This window comes from Mesorhizobium sp. B2-4-17, assembly GCF_006441275.1.
Taxonomy (GTDB): domain Bacteria; phylum Pseudomonadota; class Alphaproteobacteria; order Rhizobiales; family Rhizobiaceae; genus Mesorhizobium.
On the sequence record NZ_VFUX01000021.1, the window covers coordinates 1 to 15,886 of the forward strand.

The window sequence follows — 15,886 nt, forward strand, 5'->3', positions numbered from 1 at the left end:
CGTGCAGAACTTGTCCCATAACGCATCCTTCCAGTCGGAAGAAAATATCGCACCATTAAAGCTCGGGATCAAACACCAGGGTCTGCGCCGCGTCGCTTCGCTCCTTGCTACGCGCTAGGATGACGAAGGGACGAGTAGCTTGCGGCCAGTCGCCAAGGTTTACGAGGCCAATCTGCTGCTTCCGCGATTTGGCCAAAAAACACCTCGGTCTTCGTCATCCTAGGGTGGAGCAGGAGCGAAGCGACGTAGCGGAAACCCTAGGATCCATTCCGTGACTTGCAAGCGACGCAGCATTGCAGAACCACGGCACTTTCTGGATGACGGCTTTCAGCCGCCCGACTTGGGCACCAGCAGCGGAATGATGCGGTCGCTTTTGGCGACCGAGGGCCGTCCGGCCGAGCCGTAGGGAATGCCGAGCGCGTCCCAGGTCTCGACCAGCGCGTCCTGCAGTTCGGCGATCAGGGCGTCCGAATGGAACGGCGTCGGCGTGATGCGCAGCCGCTCCGTGCCGCGCGGCACGGTCGGATAGTTGATCGGCTGGATATAGAGGCCGTGCACGCCGAGCAGGCGGTCGCTGGCCATCTTGCACAGCTCCGGATCGCCAACCAGCAGCGGCACGATGTGGGTCGGGGAGTCCATCACCGGCAGGCCGGCGGCCGATAGGATCTGCTTGGTGCGGCTCGCCTGTTGCTGCTGGGCCTCGCGCTCGGCCTGCGATTGCTTGAGGTGCCGGATCGACGTGGTGGCCGCGGCGGCGATCGCCGGCGGCAGCGCCGTGGTGAAGATGAAGCCGGGCGCATAGGAGCGCACCGCGTCGACGACGGCACTGGTGCCGGTGATGTAGCCGCCCAGCGTGCCGAACGCCTTGGCGAGCGTGCCTTCGATGATGTCGATGCGATCGGCCAGCCCCTCGCGCTCGGTGATGCCGCCGCCGCGTGGGCCGTACATGCCCACGGCATGGACCTCGTCGATATAGGTCATGGCGTTGTAGCGCTCGGCGAGCTCGACGATCTCTCTGATCGGCGCGATGTCACCATCCATCGAATAGACGCTTTCGAAGACGATCAGCTTGGCGCGTTCGCGCCCCGCCGCCTGCAGTAGGCTTTCCAGATGCGCGACGTCATTGTGGCGGAAGATCTTCTTCTCGGCGCCCGAGCGCCGCACGCCCTCGATCATCGAGGCATGGTTCAACTCGTCCGAGATGATCAGGCAATTGGGCAAGAGCCGCGCGATGGTCGAGATCGACGCTTCGTTGGAGACGAAGCCGGAGGTGAATACCAGGGCCGCTTCCTTGCCGTGCAGGTCGGCAAGCTCATGCTCAAGCTCGACCAGCGGGTTGGAGGTGCCCGAAATGTTGCGGGTGCCGCCGGCGCCCGAGCCCATCTTGCCGGCCGCGTTCTGGAACGCGGCGATGACGTCGGCGTGCTGGCCCATGCCGAGATAGTCATTGGAACACCAGACGGTGATTTCCTCGGCGCGGCCGTTGGAGCGCCAGATGGCGCGCGGAAACTTGCCCGCGATACGCTCGAGGTCGGCGAAGACGCGGTAGCGACGCTCGGCATGGAGTTGGTCGATCGCTTCTTCGAAGAACCGCTGGTAATTCATGTCGACTTCCCAATTTTGCGCGGGATCATAATCATTGGCCGATTGGTCGTCCACCGGGCCATTTTGGTCAAAATGCCACGCCCCACACCCGTTCCTAACGAGGGCGGATCGTGGCCTATTCTCCATTCACGATACGCTCTGTGGATCACGTTTGTTTCAGCACGATGCCACATAAATCTTGGGTAAGCGAGGACTTGGGATGACGGTTTTGGTGACGGGTGGTGCCGGCTACATCGGCAGCCACATGGTCTGGGAATTGCTGGATGCCGGCGAGAGCGTGGTCGTTCTCGACCGGCTTTCCACCGGCTTCGAATGGGCGGTTGCGCCAGAAGCAAAGCTGGTCGTCGGTGATGTCGCCGACAGGGAATTGGTAGGCTCGATCATCCGGGACAACAAGGTCGACGCGATCATCCATTTCGCCGGCTCGATCGTGGTCCCCGAATCCGTCGCCGATCCGCTCGCTTATTACGAGAACAACACCTGCAAGACACGCACGCTGATCGAGACCGCCGTGCGCGAAGGCGTGCCGAATTTCATCTTTTCCTCGACAGCCGCCGTCTATGGCGGCGCCGGGCTGGAACCGGTGCGCGAGGATGGCCGCCTGGCGCCGGAATCGCCCTATGGCCTGTCCAAGCTGATGAGCGAATGGATGCTGCGCGATGCTGGCCTGGCGCACGGCCTGCGCTATACCGCGCTGCGCTACTTCAACGTTGCCGGCGCCGACCCGAAGGGCCGCACCGGCCAGTCTACCCCTGGCGCCACCCACCTCATCAAGGTCGCTTGCGAAACCGCGCTCGGCAAGCGTCCGTTCATGCAAGTCTTCGGCACCGATTATCCGACGCCTGACGGCACCTGCATGCGCGACTATATCCATGTCAGCGATCTGGCCGCCGCGCATCGGCTGGCCCTGCAGCGGCTGCGCGCCGGAGGACAGAGCCTCGTTGCCAATTGCGGCTACAGCCATGGCTATTCGGTGCTCGAGGTGATCGACAGCGTGCGCCGCGCCTTCGGCCGGGATTTCGAGGTGAGAATGGGCGACCGGCGTCCCGGCGACGCCGCGGCCGTGGTCGCCAATTCGGACCTCGCCCGCGCGGAACTCGGCTGGACGCCGGAACACGACGATCTCGACCAGATCGTTGCCGACGCGCTCGCCTGGGAACGCATCCTGACCGGCAAGAACTCCGCGCGGGGCTGAACGACAGCCCTCCTCTTGGACGCGCAAAGGACGCCGCACACCTGATGATTCTGCGCGTGATCCGTTCCGAACTCCGGTTCGGGGGCATGCGCGGGGAGCTGTTGGGCCAAGGGCTCGCGGGGCGCATTCATACGCGGTATTGAGGCTCATCGGGAGGCGGCGCGCGGAAGCTTCCGCCCCGGCATGATCTTTGGGGAGGCGCATGAAGATTTTGGTGCTCGGAGCCGGCGTCGTCGGTACGGCCGCCGCCTATTACTTGGCAAGGGACGGGCACGAGGTGACGGTGATCGAGCGCCATGAGGCGGCGGCGCGCGGCACCAGCCGGTCGAACGCAGGTCTGGTCTCGCCAGGCGACGCCACCGCCTGGGCCTCGCCTTCCGCGCTGAAGACCTTCCTGCGGGGGCTCTGGAACCATGATCTCGGCATCAAGGTCAGGTTGAGTCTCGATCCCTATTTCTACGCCTGGAGCCTGCGCTTTCTGCGCGAATGCACCGTGGCGCGCATGCGCGCCAACACCAGCGTCAAGCTGCGGCTCGCGCTCTATTCGCGCGATTGCATCAACGCCCTCTCGGAGACCACCGGCATCCACTACGACGAGCGCAAGCGGGGTATCCTGTACTTCTTCCGCACGCAGAAGAGCCTGGACACAGGCACCGACAATTACCGCTATCTTGGCGAGCACGGCCTTCCGATCGAGATCGTCGGCCGCGACCGGCTGGTCGAACTGGAGCCGGGGCTGGCTGGCGTCAAGGAAAAAATCGCCGGCGGTGTCTACTCCCCGATCGACCAGACAGGCGATTCCAAACAACTCGCCGACAAGCTCGCCGCCTATGCGGTGGAAAAACTCGGCGTCAAATTCCTGTTCGGCACGACCGTTCAGGGCCTCGACATCGAGGGCGACACCGTGCGCGCCGTCATGACGTCGGCCGGCCCGGTCACAGGCAACGCCGTCGTGATCTCGTTGGGGCCGGAAAGCGGCCTGCTCGGCCGTCGTTACGGCATCGATCTGCCTGTCTATCCGGTTAAGGGCTATACCGTGACCGTCCCGCTTGAGGACGAGAACAAAGGACCGACCATGGGCGGCGCCGACGAGGATCGGTTGATCGGCTATTCGAGGCTGGGAAACCGGCTGCGGATGTCCTCCACCGCGGAATTCACCGGCTTCGATCGCAGTTTCAAGCCGAGCGATTTCAGCTCTATCCTGAACACCGGCAAGGATCTGTTCCCGGGCGCGTTCGACGAGAAAAAGGCGCTGCTTTGGGCAGGCCTGAGGCCGATGATGCCCAATTCGGTGCCCGTCTTCGGCCAGGCGAAATACCGCAACCTCTATCTCGACACCGGCCATGGCCACCTCGGCTGGACGATGGCCTGCGGCTCCGGAAAATTCCTGTCCGACCTCGTCGCCGGCCGCAGGCCGGAGATCGATCCGCAGGGACTGCTCTACGTCAATTGACGGAGACTAGTCGTCATGCCGACACACAATCCACTCGTCCGCAACCCATTCGGCAAGCCACCCGTATTCAAGCTCGCCAACGCTCGCCAAGTCGTCTTGCCTGGCGATAAGATGTCTGAGGCCCACAACCTCGAAATCAGAGCAATCAGCGGGATGGTCATGTTCTCCGCATGTTAGCTGCCACTCGCCGTCGAAGTGACGAACGACCAAATTTACCCGCCTCTCCGCGCGAAAGACGTGCCCGCACACAATAGCTCTTGGTTCCGGCGTCAAAACAGTCATGGGGGTTTCTATTGGCTACGTACTGACCCATCATCAGTCGCACGAATGATCGCTTGCTGCCAAGCTCGCGCGTAGTCGCGCCAAACTGGATCGGCCGGCGGCGCAATCCGCTCGCCCTTACTCATCACGGTGGCGCCGTCCGACGCGATCAGCGCCGCGCCGATGCTGGTGCCGGTCGAGGTCTCCGACGCGACGACCGGCCGCCCTGTCGCCGCCGCCAGCATGCGGATAAAAAGCCGGTTCTGCGCGAAAGGCCCTTCCACCGTCGTCGGCCCGTCGCCGCCGATCAGTTCCAGGCAGGTCGCTGTCATCAGCGCCAGGTAAAACGAAACGGCGACGAAGCGCTGGCCGGGACTTAAAAGCTCGGCATCGACCCACTGCGCCGCGCGATGCGGGAAGGGGCCGGAGCCCTGCTGGGTGGAAGGCAGCAGCAGAGCCTTTCGCGCCAGCACGGCGGCGACGTCGTCCTCGCTCCAGCCCTGCGGCTTGCCATCGGTGAGCAGCGAGAACTCGCGCCCGCCCATGAAGCGCGCCGATGGCACGGGATCGCCGAGCGCATTGACGTTGACCAGCGTGTCCCGCACCGGATCGAGCGCGATCTTTTTGCCGCCCACCGCCATCGACACCACCCAGGTGCCGGTCGAGACGACGCAAAAGGGTGGCGTGTCGGCCAGGAGATGCGGCAGCAGCGAGGCGTTGGAATCGTGCAGCCCGCAAAACACCGGTGTTTGCGGATCGAGCCCGGTCTGCGGGGCAAGCGCCGGCAGGATCGGCCCCAGCCGGTCCTTCGCCGGCCGCACCGGCGCCATCAGCCGCCGCCAGCCCATCTTGTCGACCATCGAGGAATAGTCGGACGTCCAGGGGTTCCAGAGATCGGTATGGCAGCCCAGCGAGGTCACCTCATTGGCGGCGACGCCGGTCAGCCGCAGCGCCCAATATTGCGGGTACATCAGCATCGCGGTGGCCCTGGCGAACTCCGCCGGGAAACGCTTCTGCTGCCAGAAGAATTGCGCGCCGAGATTGAGGCCGAGCGGCAGGCGCGGCGTGCCGGTTTCGGCGAAGGACGGGCGGGTCGCGTCATAGTCCGCTGCCAGACTGTCGGGACCGTCGAACTCATAATCGAGGACGGGCAACACGAGTTCGCCCGCTGCGTCGACCAGCACGCCTGTCGCGCCGTGGGTGGTGATCGAAATGGCGTCGATGCGCTGCTCGCGGTTGAGGCCCGCCAGGCCGTCGAGGATGAAATTCCACAGCGCTTCGACATCGTGGTGCGGGTAGGGCGCCTGACGCACCGGCGCATTTGCCATGCGACGCAGCGCGACCTCGCTCAAGGTGACCAGATCGACCAGCGCCACCTTGGCATTGGTTTTGCCGATATCGATGACGGCGACATGGCGTATCGTGCTCATTCCAGGTGGAACACCGTTTCCAGCGGCACCGCCACCGGCTCGTTGTCCGGCTTGGTCTCCATGATGTCGGCCATATGAGCCCACCAGCGCTGCATCACCGGATGCTTTGGCAACTCGGCCATGCCGTGACCATCCCGCCGCCACAGCACACCGAACAGGATGTTGGTTTCGTCATCGAGATGGATGGAATAATCGGACACCCCGGCCTGCTTCAGCAGCGCCACCAGCGACGGCCAGATATCGTCATGGCGCTTCTTGTACTCGGCCTTCATGCCGGGCTTGAGCATCATCTTGAACGCGTATTTTTCGGCCATCAGCGTCCTCCGCGCAGCCGCCGCCAGACGATCGGCAGCGCGATGACGATGATCAGCAGCAGACCGATGAAGATCGACATGACGATGCCGGGCACGTTGAGCAGGCCGAGGCCGAAGGTCACCAGCCCCATGATGAAGGCGGCGAGCACGACGCCTAGAATGCTGCCGGCACCGCCGAGAATGCTGACGCCGCCGAGCACCACCATGGTGATGATTTCGAGCTCGTAGCCCTGCGCGATCGACGGTCGGGTGGAGCCGAGCCGGGAGGTGATCAGCACCGAGGCGATGCCCGACATCAGTCCGGTCAGGCAAAACAGGATGAATTTGATGCGCCCGACGCGCACGCCGGAAAACTGCGCCGCGACCGGATTGTTGCCGATGGCGAAGACGCGGCGGCCGAAGCTCGTCCGGTGCAGCAGGAACCAGTAAGCGACGGCGGCTATGAGGAAGAGCACCAGTTCGAACGACACCACCCACCAGACATAGCCTTGCCCGAAGAAGGCGAAGCTTTCCGGATAGCCCTTGTAGGCCTGGTCGCCGAGGATGATGAAGGCGATGCCGCGAAACAGGCTCATCGTGCCGATGGTGACGACGATGGAAGGCAGGCCGAGCCTTGTCACCAGTAAGCCATTGAAGGCGCCGCAGCCGAGCCCGACGACGATGCCGATCAGCACCAGAACCGGTGTCCCGGCGCCGGCCTGCACCGCCATGCCCATCAGCGTCGACGCGAGCGCGACGATGGCCGCGACCGACAGGTCGATCTCGCCCGAAATGATCAGCAGCGCCATGGCGAAGGCGATCAGGCCCTTTTCGGTGAAATTGAACGTCAGGTCCGACAGCGAATAGGGATCGAGGAAATAGGGCGAGGCGAAGCTGTTTATGGCGAAGATGAGAACCGCGATGATGACGAGCAGCGCTTCCCACGAGAAGATCGCCGAGGACAGCGGCTTGTCGAGCCGGTCGGGGATGTGGCGCGGGGCAGGGGTGTTTGTTGCATCGATCATGGAGCAACACCCTCCGAACTTTGGCGCTGCCCCTCATCCGCCTGCCGGCACCTTCTCCCCGTGTAGTAACGGGGAGAAGGGAAGCGCTCCAACGCTGGCGGCCCCCTCTCCCCGTTTTTATACGGGGAGAGGGTAAGGGTGAGGGGCGGCGCAAACGTTGAAAACAGGCCTGTCGCCGAAGGCGACCGGCCGATTAGCTGGAACAACCGGAGCGAAGTGCTGCTCATGCCGCCTCGATCTTTCTCAGGATAATGCGGCCCTGCTGGCGTTCGCCGCGGGCGTTGAGCACGACGGCCAGGATGATCGCGCTGCCCGAAATCGCCATTTGCCAGAAGGGCGAGATGTTGATGACCGGCAACGCGTTGGAGATGATGCCGAGGAACAGCGCCCCTAACACCGCGCCGCCGACCGAGCCGATGCCGCCTGCAATCGAGATGCCGCCAATGACGCAGGCGGCGATGATGTTGAGCTCGTAGCCGTTGGCGACCTCGACCGAGGCGATCACATAGCGCGAGATCCAGAGGTAGCCCGAGAGGCCGCCGATCATGCCCGAGATGCAGAAGACAATGAATTTCGTGCGCCCGACATCGATGCCGGCATAGACCGACGCCGTCGGGTTGACGCCGATGGCGTAGATCGAGCGCCCGAGCGCGGTCCGCGTCATCAGGGTGAAGAACAGCGCGATGACCAGAACGGCGATCCAGGAGAGCACGGGAACGCCGAGGAAGGCGGTGCGCTGGAAGCCGATGAAATCCGGGCTCATTTTGTCGGCATTGACCCACGCGCCGCCGGACAGAACGAAGGTGGCGCCGCGATAGATGGTCAACGTGCCCAGTGTCACCACGATCGAGGGGATGTTCAGCCGCCACACCAGAAGGCCGTTGATGGCGCCGAGCACCAGCCCGACGGCCAGCGCGATGACGATCAGCAGGGGGATGGGGATCGCCGGGTGCGCGGCGTTCAGCATCGCCACCACCATGCCGGTGAAGCACAGGTTGGAAGCCATGGAAAGATCGATCGACCGGGTCAGGATGACCACCATCTGGCCGAGCGCCAGGATCATCAGGATCGATGTGTCGTTGAACACCTGGCGCAGATTGCCGGGGTTGGCAAAGGCGGGAAAACGGGTCGAGATCAACCCGATGAGAACGGCGATAGCGGCGAGTAGCCAGATTTCGCGATATTTCAGGATAGCTTTCATGCCGCGATCCCCGCCGCCGTCCGGACCAGCGTCTCGGCGTCCAGTCCCTTGTTGTCGTAGACCGCCGCGACGAGACCCTCGCGCATGACGACGACGCGGTCGGACATGCCGAGAATCTCCGGCAGTTCCGACGAAACCATGATCACCGACAGGCCTTGCGCCACCAGCTCTGCCATGAAGCCGTGCACGGCGGCCTTCGAACCGATGTCGACGCCTTTGGTCGGTTCGTCGAGAATGATCACCTTGGGCGCGGTCGCCAGCCATTTGGCGATGACGACCTTCTGCTGGTTGCCACCCGACAGCGTGCCGACATCCTGGCTGAGCGAGGAGGCACGCAGATCCAGCCGCTCTGTGTAGGTGCGGGCGAGCGAAAACTCTTCCGCCAGCCGCAACAGGCCGGATTTGGAGGTGCGCGTGAGCGAGGGCAGCGAGACATTCTGGAAGATCGGCAGGCCGATCACCACACCCTGCTTGCCACGTTCTTCCGGCACGTAGACGATGCCGGCCTCGATCGAATCCGCCGCCGATTTTGGCGCGATTATCTTGCCTTCCAGCGTGATCGTGCCGGCCGATGTGCGGGTGATGCCCGAAATCGCCTGCATCACCTCGCTGCGCCCGGCCCCGATAAGGCCATAGAAGCCGAGGATTTCGCCCTTGTGCAGTTCGAAGCCGATGTCGTTGAATTCGGTCGGATGCGACAGGCCGGAGACGGACAGCACCGGCGCGCCGATCTCGGCCTTGCGCTGTGGAAAGATGTGGTCGACCGAACGGCCGACCATCATGCGCACGATCTGGCTCTGGCTGGTATCCTTGATCAGGCCTTCTCCGACCATCTCGCCATCGCGGAACACCGTATAGCGGTCCGCGATGCGGTAGATCTCGTCGAACTTGTGGCTGATGAACAGAATCGCCTTGCCTTCGCTCTTGAGGAATTCGATGAGCAGGAACAACTCCTCGATCTCCTTCATCGAAAGCGCGGCTGTCGGCTCGTCCATGATGACGATCTGGGCGTCGATCGACATGGCGCGCGCCACGGCAACCAGGTGCTTGTTGGCGATTCCGAGGTCCTTCAGCCGTGCGTCGGCATCGATATGGCCCGCATGCATGGTGTCGAGCACTTCTCGGGCGTCCTTGCGCATCGTGCGCCAATCGATGGTGCCGAAACGCGAGCGCGGTGCATGGCCGAGAAAGATGTTTTCAGCGACCGAAAGGTCGTCGAACAGCACGGTTTCCTGATGGATCGCGGTGACGCCGTGCCCGAAAGCGGCATGCGCGCTGGGCAAGGTGACGGCCTGGCCGTCGATGCTGATTGTGCCCTCGTCGGGCTGGTAGATTCCGGTCATGATCTTGACCAGTGTCGACTTGCCGGCACCGTTTTCGCCGATCAACGCCGTCACCTGGCCCGGATAGAGCGACAGGCTGACATTGTGCAGCGCGCGCACGCCGGGAAAGCTCTTTGAGATGCCGGACAGGGTCAGGCGGGGAACTGCCTTACCCTCCCCCTTGTGGGGAGGGTCGCGAACAAAGTGAGCGGGGTGGGGGTCTACAAGCATATCAAAGTCCTAATGTGCGGAGACGTCGCCACCCCCACCCGGTCTCGTCGGTATTGCTTCGCACGACCGTCTCGCCAACCCTCCCCACAAGGGGGAGGGTACCGGCTCCAGGATCAATAGATCTTGGAGAACTTCTCGATGTTGCTCTTGTCGAACTGGAAGGGCGGAGCCATCGCAGCCGAGTTGGTGTCGTCGAGCGTCACCTTGCCGACACGGCCGATCGACAGCGTGGCGCCGGGCTTCGCTTCTTCCTTCTTCACGGCCAGATCATGGGCGAGGTACACGGCCGAGTAGCCGAGATCGATCGGGTTCCACAGCGCGACCGCCTGGCTGGCCCCGTTGTCGATGAACTTCTTGAACTCGGACGGCAGCGCCAGGCCGGTGACATTGACCTTGCCGATCAGGTTCTCGTCGGTGACGACCTGGGCGGCGGCGACGACGCCGACTGTGGTCGGCGCGATGATCGCCTTGAGATTCGGGTAGGACTTCAACAGGCCCTTGGCTTCGTCGGTGCTCTTGGCCGAGTCGTCATCGCCATAGACGGTGGCGACCAGCTTGATCTTGGGGAACTTCTCCGGCAGCACCTTCTTGGCCGCTTCGATCCAGGCGTTCTGGTTTGTCGCGGTCGAGGAGGCCGACAGGATGGCGACATCGCCGCCTTCCGGCAGATAGTCGGCGGCGAGCTTGATGATGGTCTCGCCGATCAGGCCGGTATCGGACGGGTTGAGGTGAAGCTGGCGGCCCTCCTTGGCGACGCCCGAATCCCAGGAGATGACGGTGATGCCGCGCTCCATGGCTTTCTTCAGCACCGGCACCAGCGCGTCGGCGTCATTGGCGGAGATCGCGATGGCGTTGACCTTCTGCGCGATCAGCGAATTGACGACTTCGATCTGCGCCTCGGCGGTGGCCTTGGTCGGGCCGGTGTAGATGATGTCGACGTCGCCGAGTTCCTTGGCCGCCTCTTCGGCGCCCTTGTTGGCGGCATCGAAGAAGCCGTTGCCGAGCGACTTCACCACCAGCGCGATCTTGACGTTCTCGGCATAGGCGGCATTCACGAACATGGCGGCCGAGAAGGCCGCTGTTACCAGCAATTTCTTCAAAAAGCTCATCGAATATCCTCCCTTGAGCGTTGCATTCCATCGCCGCTGCGGGCGTGAGGTGATCTCAGGCCTGCAGTGAAGATTCTTCCTTTGCCGTGTTGTGGGCGACGATCAGCGTCACTCCGGCGGTCTCCAGCATCTTGGCTTCGCGATCCTCGATGCCGTCATCGGTGATGACGGTGGCGATGCGCGTCAGACCACACAGGATCAGGCTCGAGCGTTTGCGGAACTTCGAGGAATCGACTAGCACCACCAGCTCGTCGGCCTGATCGATCAGTTTCTGTTCCGCCTGGATCAGCAGCGGGTCGCCTTCCATGAGGCCGAGCGGGCCGAGTCCCTGGGCGCCCATGAACATGCGGCGCGCGTAGAAATTGCGCGTCACGTCATTGTCGAAGGGCGACAGGATGATGTTCTGCTCGCGATAGATGGTGCCGCCCGACAGCATCACCGTGTTCTTGGAATGCTTGAGCAGATGCTCGGCGATCGGGAACGAATTGGTGAAGATCGGCATGCGGCGGCCGGTCAGGAAATGCACCATCTGGAATGTGGTGGTGCCGCCATTGATGATGATCGGCTCGCCGTCCCCACACAACTCGACGGCTTCGCGCGCGATTGCCCGCTTCTGCGCGGCATTGAGGGTTTCATTGACGGAGAAGGGCCGGCCGGCAAGGCCGATGAATTGCGGCGGCGAGATTGCTTCGGCGCCGCCGCGCACCCGGCGCAGACGCTTTTGCACGTGAAGCGCGGCGATATCGCGCCGGATCGTCGCCTCGGAGGATTCCGTCAGGTCGACCATCTCCTGCACCGTCACCACAGGTTTTTCCTGGACGGCGGACAGAATGATCCTGTGGCGCTCTTTTTCGTGCATGGTTCCTCCCTGCCTGGCCATCTAGGCACTCAAGAAGAGCAGTGTCAATCATTTCCGATCATATAATTTCATTGTGCGGTGCAATATGATCGATATTGATCGTTTATGATTGACAAGCTGGCCTCTTGCGTAGACATTCCCAACGAAAAGGGACCGCGCTTTCTGGTCCCGAGGGAGGATATCCATGCTCGACAAGCGCTCCGGCTCGCGCCTCGCCAATCTCTGGGATGATGCGAAGGCCAAGGGAATGAGCGAGCCTGAGCTTCTGGTCTATCGCTCGAACACGCTCGGTTCCGACAAGCGTGTCACCAACTATGGCGGCGGCAATACGTCATCGAAGATCTGGCAGAAGGATTCGCTTACCGGCGAGACTGTCGAGGTGCTTTGGGTCAAGGGCTCGGGCGGCGACAGCGCTTCGATCAAGCTCGACGGCTTCGCCACCCTCTACATGGACAAGCTGCGCGCGCTCAAGGGCCTTTATCGCGGGGTCGAGCACGAGGACGAGATGGTGGGATATCTCCCCCACTGCACCTTCAATCTCAATCCGCGCGCGGCCTCGATCGACACGCCGCTGCATGCTTACGTGCCGAAGCCCTTTGTCGATCACATGCATCCCGATGCCATCATCGCGATCGCCGCAGCGAAGGATTCGAGGGCGCTGACGAAGGAGATCTTCGGCGACGCCATAGGCTGGCTGCCGTGGAAGCGGCCTGGCTTCGAACTTGGCCTCTGGCTGGAGAAATTCTGCCTCGAACATCCCCAGGCCAAGGGTGTCATCCTTGAAAGCCATGGCCTGTTCACCTGGGGCGACACCCCAAAGGAATGCTACGAAACGACGATCTCGGTGATCAACCAGGCGATCGAATGGTTCGAGCGCCGCTCCGAAGGCCTTGCCATCTTCGGCGGCGAAGTGGTGAAGTCGCTCAACACTTCGGCTCGGCGCGCCATCGCGGCGAAACTGATGCCGAAAATCCGGGGCCTGATTTCGGAGAAAAGCCACAAGCTCGGCCATTTCGACGATTCGCCCGCCGTGCTCGAATTCGTCAACTCCAGGGATTTGCGCCCGCTTGCGGCACTAGGCACCTCATGTCCGGATCATTTCCTGCGCACCAAGATCCGGCCGCTGGTCATCGAATTCGATCCGGCGAAACCGGACGTCGATGCCGTCATCGCGCGCCTCGCCGATGATGTCGCCGCCTATCGGGTCGGCTACCAGGCTTATTACGACAGCTGCAAGCATCCGGACTCGCCCGCCATCCGCGATCCCAACGCTGTGGTCTATTTGATGCCGGGTGTCGGCATGTTCACCTTCGCCGGCGACAAGGCGACGGCACGCATCTCTGGCGAATTCTACGTCAATGCCATCAACGTCATGCGTGGCGCCTCGACGGTCTCCTCCTATGTCGGTCTGCCCGCGCAGGAAGCTTTCGACATCGAATACTGGCTGCTCGAGGATTTGAAGCTGCAGCGCATGCCGAAGCCGAAGTCGCTCGCCGGCCAGATCGCGCTGGTCACCGGCGGTGCCGGCGGCATTGGCCGAGCGACCGCCAACCGCCTGCTGCGCGAAGGCGCCTGCGTGGTGCTGGCCGACATCGACGAAACGGCACTCGCCAGCGCCAATGAGGAACTGGCCAAGGCCTATGGCAAGGATTTCGTCCGGCCTGTTGTCATCAACGTCACTTCGGAAGACCAGGTCGTCGCCGGCTTTGCCGAGACGGCGGTCGAGTTCGGCGGCATCGATATTCTGGTGTCCAATGCTGGGCTGGCCTCCTCGGCGCCGATCGAGGAGACGACGCTGGCGCTGTGGAACAAGAACATGGATATCCTGTCGACCGGTTATTTCCTGGTTTCGCGGGAAGCCTTCCGGCTGTTCAGGGTGCAGGGGATCGGCGGCAATGTCGTCTTCGTCGCCTCGAAGAACGGCCTTGCCGCGTCGCCCAATGCCGCCGCCTATTGCACCGCCAAAGCAGCCGAGATTCATCTCGCCCGCTGCCTCGCGCTGGAGGGCGCGGAAGCGCAGATCCGGGTCAATGTCGTCAACCCGGACGCGGTGCTGCGCGGCTCGAAGATCTGGACCGGTGAGTGGAAGGAACAGCGCGCCGCCGCCTACAAGATGTCCACGGACGACCTGGAGGAACACTACCGCTCGCGCTCGATGCTGAAGCGCTCGGTCTTTCCGGAAGACATTGCGGAAGCGATCTATTTCTTCGCTTCCGACATGTCGGCCAAGTCGACCGGCAACATCGTCAATGTCGACGCCGGCAACGCGCAGAGCTTTACGCGGTAACTTGTTAAAGTTGGCGCTGCCCCTCACCCTTACCCTCTCCCCGTTCTTCACGGGGAGAAGGTGCCGGCAGGCGGATGAGGGGCGGCGCCAGCCGTACGCATTCTGGGAGGAACAGCAGTGTCCGAAACCATCATCTCCGCCGACATCGTCGAACGGGACAATGCGGCGCGCAAGGCCGACCTCGAACGCGACTACGCCTCGCTCGGCGAGCGGCTCGACCGGCGCGGCATCGCCATTGACGCCATCAGGGACAATGTCGAGAAATTCGCCGTGGCGATCCCGTCCTGGGGCGTCGGCACCGGCGGCACGCGCTTCGCGCGTTTTCCCGGCGCCGGCGAGCCGCGCGACATCTTCGACAAGATCGAGGACTGCGCGGTCATCCAACAATTGACGCAGGCAACACCGACCGTGTCGCTGCATATTCCGTGGGACAAGGCCGATCCGAACCGGCTGAAGCAGGCGGCCTCGCGCTTCGGCCTCGGCTTTGACGCGATGAATTCCAACACCTTTTCCGACGCCAGGGACCAGACGCTGTCCTACAAATTCGGCTCGCTGTCGCATGCCGACGCCGGCACGCGCCGCCAGGCGGTCGAGCACAATCTCGAATGCATCGAGATCGGCAGGACGCTTGGCTCCAAGGCGCTGACGGTGTGGATCGGCGACGGTTCGAACTTCCCCGGCCAGGTCAACTTCGCCAGGGCATTCGAGCGCTATCTCGATGCGATGAGGCAAATCTATGCCGGGCTGCCGGCCGACTGGAAGCTGTTCACCGAACACAAGATGTACGAGCCGGCCTTCTATTCCACGGTCGTGCAGGACTGGGGCACCAACTACATCATCGCGAAGGAACTCGGCGACCAGGCCTTCTGCCTTGTCGACCTCGGCCACCACGCGCCCAACGTCAACATCGAGATGATCGTGTCGCGGCTGATCCAGTTCAGGAAACTCGGTGGCTTCCACTTCAACGATTCCAAATATGGCGACGACGATCTCGATGCCGGCTCGATCGATCCCTACCGGTTGTTCCTAGTCTTCAACGAGCTGGTCGATGCCGAATTGTCCGGTGCTGAGGGTTTTGACCCCGCCCATATGCTCGACCAGAGCCATAACGTCACCGATCCGATCGAAAGCCTGATGCTGTCGGCGGTAGAGGTGCAGCGCGCCTATGCACAGGCACTGCTGGTCGACCGCAAGGCGCTCGAAGGCTATCAGGACAGCAACGATGCACTGATGGCGACACAGACGCTGAAGGCGGCCTACCGCACCGATGTCGAGCCAATCCTGGCGATGGCGCGGCTGAGGACTGGCGGCGCCATCGATCCCGTCGCGGCTTATCGAGCGGCGGGCTACCGCGCCAAGGTCGCGGCGGAACGTCCGGCGGTCGCCGGCGGTTCCGGCGGGATTGTGTAGTCAACTTCTTCTCTCTCGACCCGACGGGCGACGGCAGCGCTTGAGCACCCCCCTCTGTCCTGCCGGACATCTCCCCCGCAAAGGGGGAGATCAGCAGCTTCGCCGAAGGCGCTGTTCCTGCAACGGCGGTGATTGGCGAAAGCGACGGCGACATCCACTCTCGCCCCTGCGGGGAGATGGCCGGCAGGCCAGAGGGGGCGTCGAG

General features: G+C 63.0%; 12 protein-coding genes. 4 read left to right on the forward strand and 8 right to left on the reverse strand.

Annotated features, from left to right (window positions below; all coding sequences use genetic code 11):
• Positions 1-327 precede the first annotated feature (327 nt).
• Positions 328-1,605, reverse strand: coding sequence for a 5-aminolevulinate synthase (gene hemA, locus FJ548_RS17530; protein ID WP_140778521.1), 1,278 nt, complete (start codon positions 1,603-1,605; stop codon positions 328-330).
• 199 nt (positions 1,606-1,804) lie between these two features.
• On the opposite strand from hemA, the gene galE reads away from it, so the two are divergent.
• Together galE and FJ548_RS17540 are read left to right on the forward strand one after the other, a co-directional pair.
• Positions 1,805-2,800 (forward strand): UDP-glucose 4-epimerase GalE, encoded by a 996-nt coding sequence (gene galE / locus FJ548_RS17535; protein WP_140778522.1) that lies wholly within the window; start codon positions 1,805-1,807, stop codon positions 2,798-2,800.
• A gap of 202 nt (positions 2,801-3,002) precedes the next feature.
• Positions 3,003-4,253, forward strand: a complete 1,251-nt coding sequence (locus FJ548_RS17540; protein ID WP_140778523.1) for a D-amino acid dehydrogenase — start codon at positions 3,003-3,005, stop codon at positions 4,251-4,253.
• A 290-nt stretch (positions 4,254-4,543) separates the two neighbouring features.
• On the opposite strand, the gene FJ548_RS17545 is transcribed toward FJ548_RS17540, so the two are convergent.
• The 7 genes from FJ548_RS17545 to FJ548_RS17575 form a co-directional block, all read right to left on the reverse strand.
• Complete coding sequence (locus tag FJ548_RS17545) at positions 4,544-5,944, reverse strand: FGGY-family carbohydrate kinase (protein WP_140778524.1); 1,401 nt, start codon at positions 5,942-5,944, stop codon at positions 4,544-4,546.
• A complete protein-coding gene (rhaM, locus tag FJ548_RS17550; RefSeq protein ID WP_140778525.1) occupies positions 5,941-6,258 on the reverse strand; it encodes an L-rhamnose mutarotase in 318 nt (105 codons plus the stop codon). Before rhaM ends, FJ548_RS17545 begins: the two co-directional genes overlap by 4 nt.
• Positions 6,258-7,262 carry an ABC transporter permease gene (locus FJ548_RS17555; protein WP_140778526.1) on the reverse strand — a complete coding sequence of 335 codons (1,005 nt, stop codon included), beginning with the start codon at positions 7,260-7,262 and terminating at the stop codon, positions 6,258-6,260. The genes rhaM and FJ548_RS17555 overlap by 1 nt, the downstream gene beginning before the upstream one ends.
• Positions 7,263-7,485: 223 nt before the next feature.
• Positions 7,486-8,463, reverse strand: a complete 978-nt coding sequence (locus tag FJ548_RS17560; RefSeq protein WP_140778527.1) for an ABC transporter permease — start codon at positions 8,461-8,463, stop codon at positions 7,486-7,488.
• Positions 8,460-10,016 (reverse strand): sugar ABC transporter ATP-binding protein, encoded by a 1,557-nt coding sequence (locus FJ548_RS17565; protein WP_246678694.1) that lies wholly within the window; start codon positions 10,014-10,016, stop codon positions 8,460-8,462. Before FJ548_RS17565 ends, FJ548_RS17560 begins: the two co-directional genes overlap by 4 nt.
• A 113-nt stretch (positions 10,017-10,129) precedes the next feature.
• The gene (rhaS, locus tag FJ548_RS17570; RefSeq protein WP_140610348.1) at positions 10,130-11,125 is read right to left on the reverse strand and encodes a rhamnose ABC transporter substrate-binding protein; all 996 of its coding nucleotides are present in this window, start codon (positions 11,123-11,125) and stop codon (positions 10,130-10,132) included.
• Positions 11,126-11,180: 55 nt separating this feature from the next.
• Complete coding sequence (locus FJ548_RS17575; protein WP_140778528.1) at positions 11,181-11,984, reverse strand: DeoR/GlpR family DNA-binding transcription regulator; 804 nt, start codon at positions 11,982-11,984, stop codon at positions 11,181-11,183.
• A gap of 184 nt (positions 11,985-12,168) precedes the next feature.
• Between FJ548_RS17575 and FJ548_RS17580 the strand changes: the two genes are divergently transcribed.
• Positions 12,169-14,271 (forward strand): bifunctional rhamnulose-1-phosphate aldolase/short-chain dehydrogenase, encoded by a 2,103-nt coding sequence (locus FJ548_RS17580; protein WP_140778529.1) that lies wholly within the window; start codon positions 12,169-12,171, stop codon positions 14,269-14,271.
• A 117-nt stretch (positions 14,272-14,388) separates the two neighbouring features.
• Positions 14,389-15,681, forward strand: coding sequence for an L-rhamnose catabolism isomerase (rhaI, locus tag FJ548_RS17585; RefSeq protein WP_140778530.1), 1,293 nt, complete (start codon positions 14,389-14,391; stop codon positions 15,679-15,681).
• Positions 15,682-15,886: the final 205 nt, after the last annotated feature.

Coding starts and splice junctions, on each gene's coding strand:
- FJ548_RS17575 (WP_140778528.1), bottom strand. CDS start 11,984: ATGCACGAAAAAGAGCGCCACAGGATCATTCTGTCCGCCGTCCAGGAA.
- rhaS (WP_140610348.1), bottom strand. CDS start 11,125: ATGAGCTTTTTGAAGAAATTGCTGGTAACAGCGGCCTTCTCGGCCGCC.
- FJ548_RS17560 (WP_140778527.1), bottom strand. CDS start 8,463: ATGAAAGCTATCCTGAAATATCGCGAAATCTGGCTACTCGCCGCTATC.
- FJ548_RS17545 (WP_140778524.1), bottom strand. CDS start 5,944: ATGAGCACGATACGCCATGTCGCCGTCATCGATATCGGCAAAACCAAT.
- FJ548_RS17555 (WP_140778526.1), bottom strand. CDS start 7,262: ATGATCGATGCAACAAACACCCCTGCCCCGCGCCACATCCCCGACCGG.
- galE (WP_140778522.1), top strand. CDS start 1,805: ATGACGGTTTTGGTGACGGGTGGTGCCGGCTACATCGGCAGCCACATG.
- rhaM (WP_140778525.1), bottom strand. CDS start 6,258: ATGGCCGAAAAATACGCGTTCAAGATGATGCTCAAGCCCGGCATGAAG.
- FJ548_RS17540 (WP_140778523.1), top strand. CDS start 3,003: ATGAAGATTTTGGTGCTCGGAGCCGGCGTCGTCGGTACGGCCGCCGCC.
- FJ548_RS17580 (WP_140778529.1), top strand. CDS start 12,169: ATGCTCGACAAGCGCTCCGGCTCGCGCCTCGCCAATCTCTGGGATGAT.
- FJ548_RS17565 (WP_246678694.1), bottom strand. CDS start 10,016: ATGCTTGTAGACCCCCACCCCGCTCACTTTGTTCGCGACCCTCCCCAC.
- hemA (WP_140778521.1), bottom strand. CDS start 1,605: ATGAATTACCAGCGGTTCTTCGAAGAAGCGATCGACCAACTCCATGCC.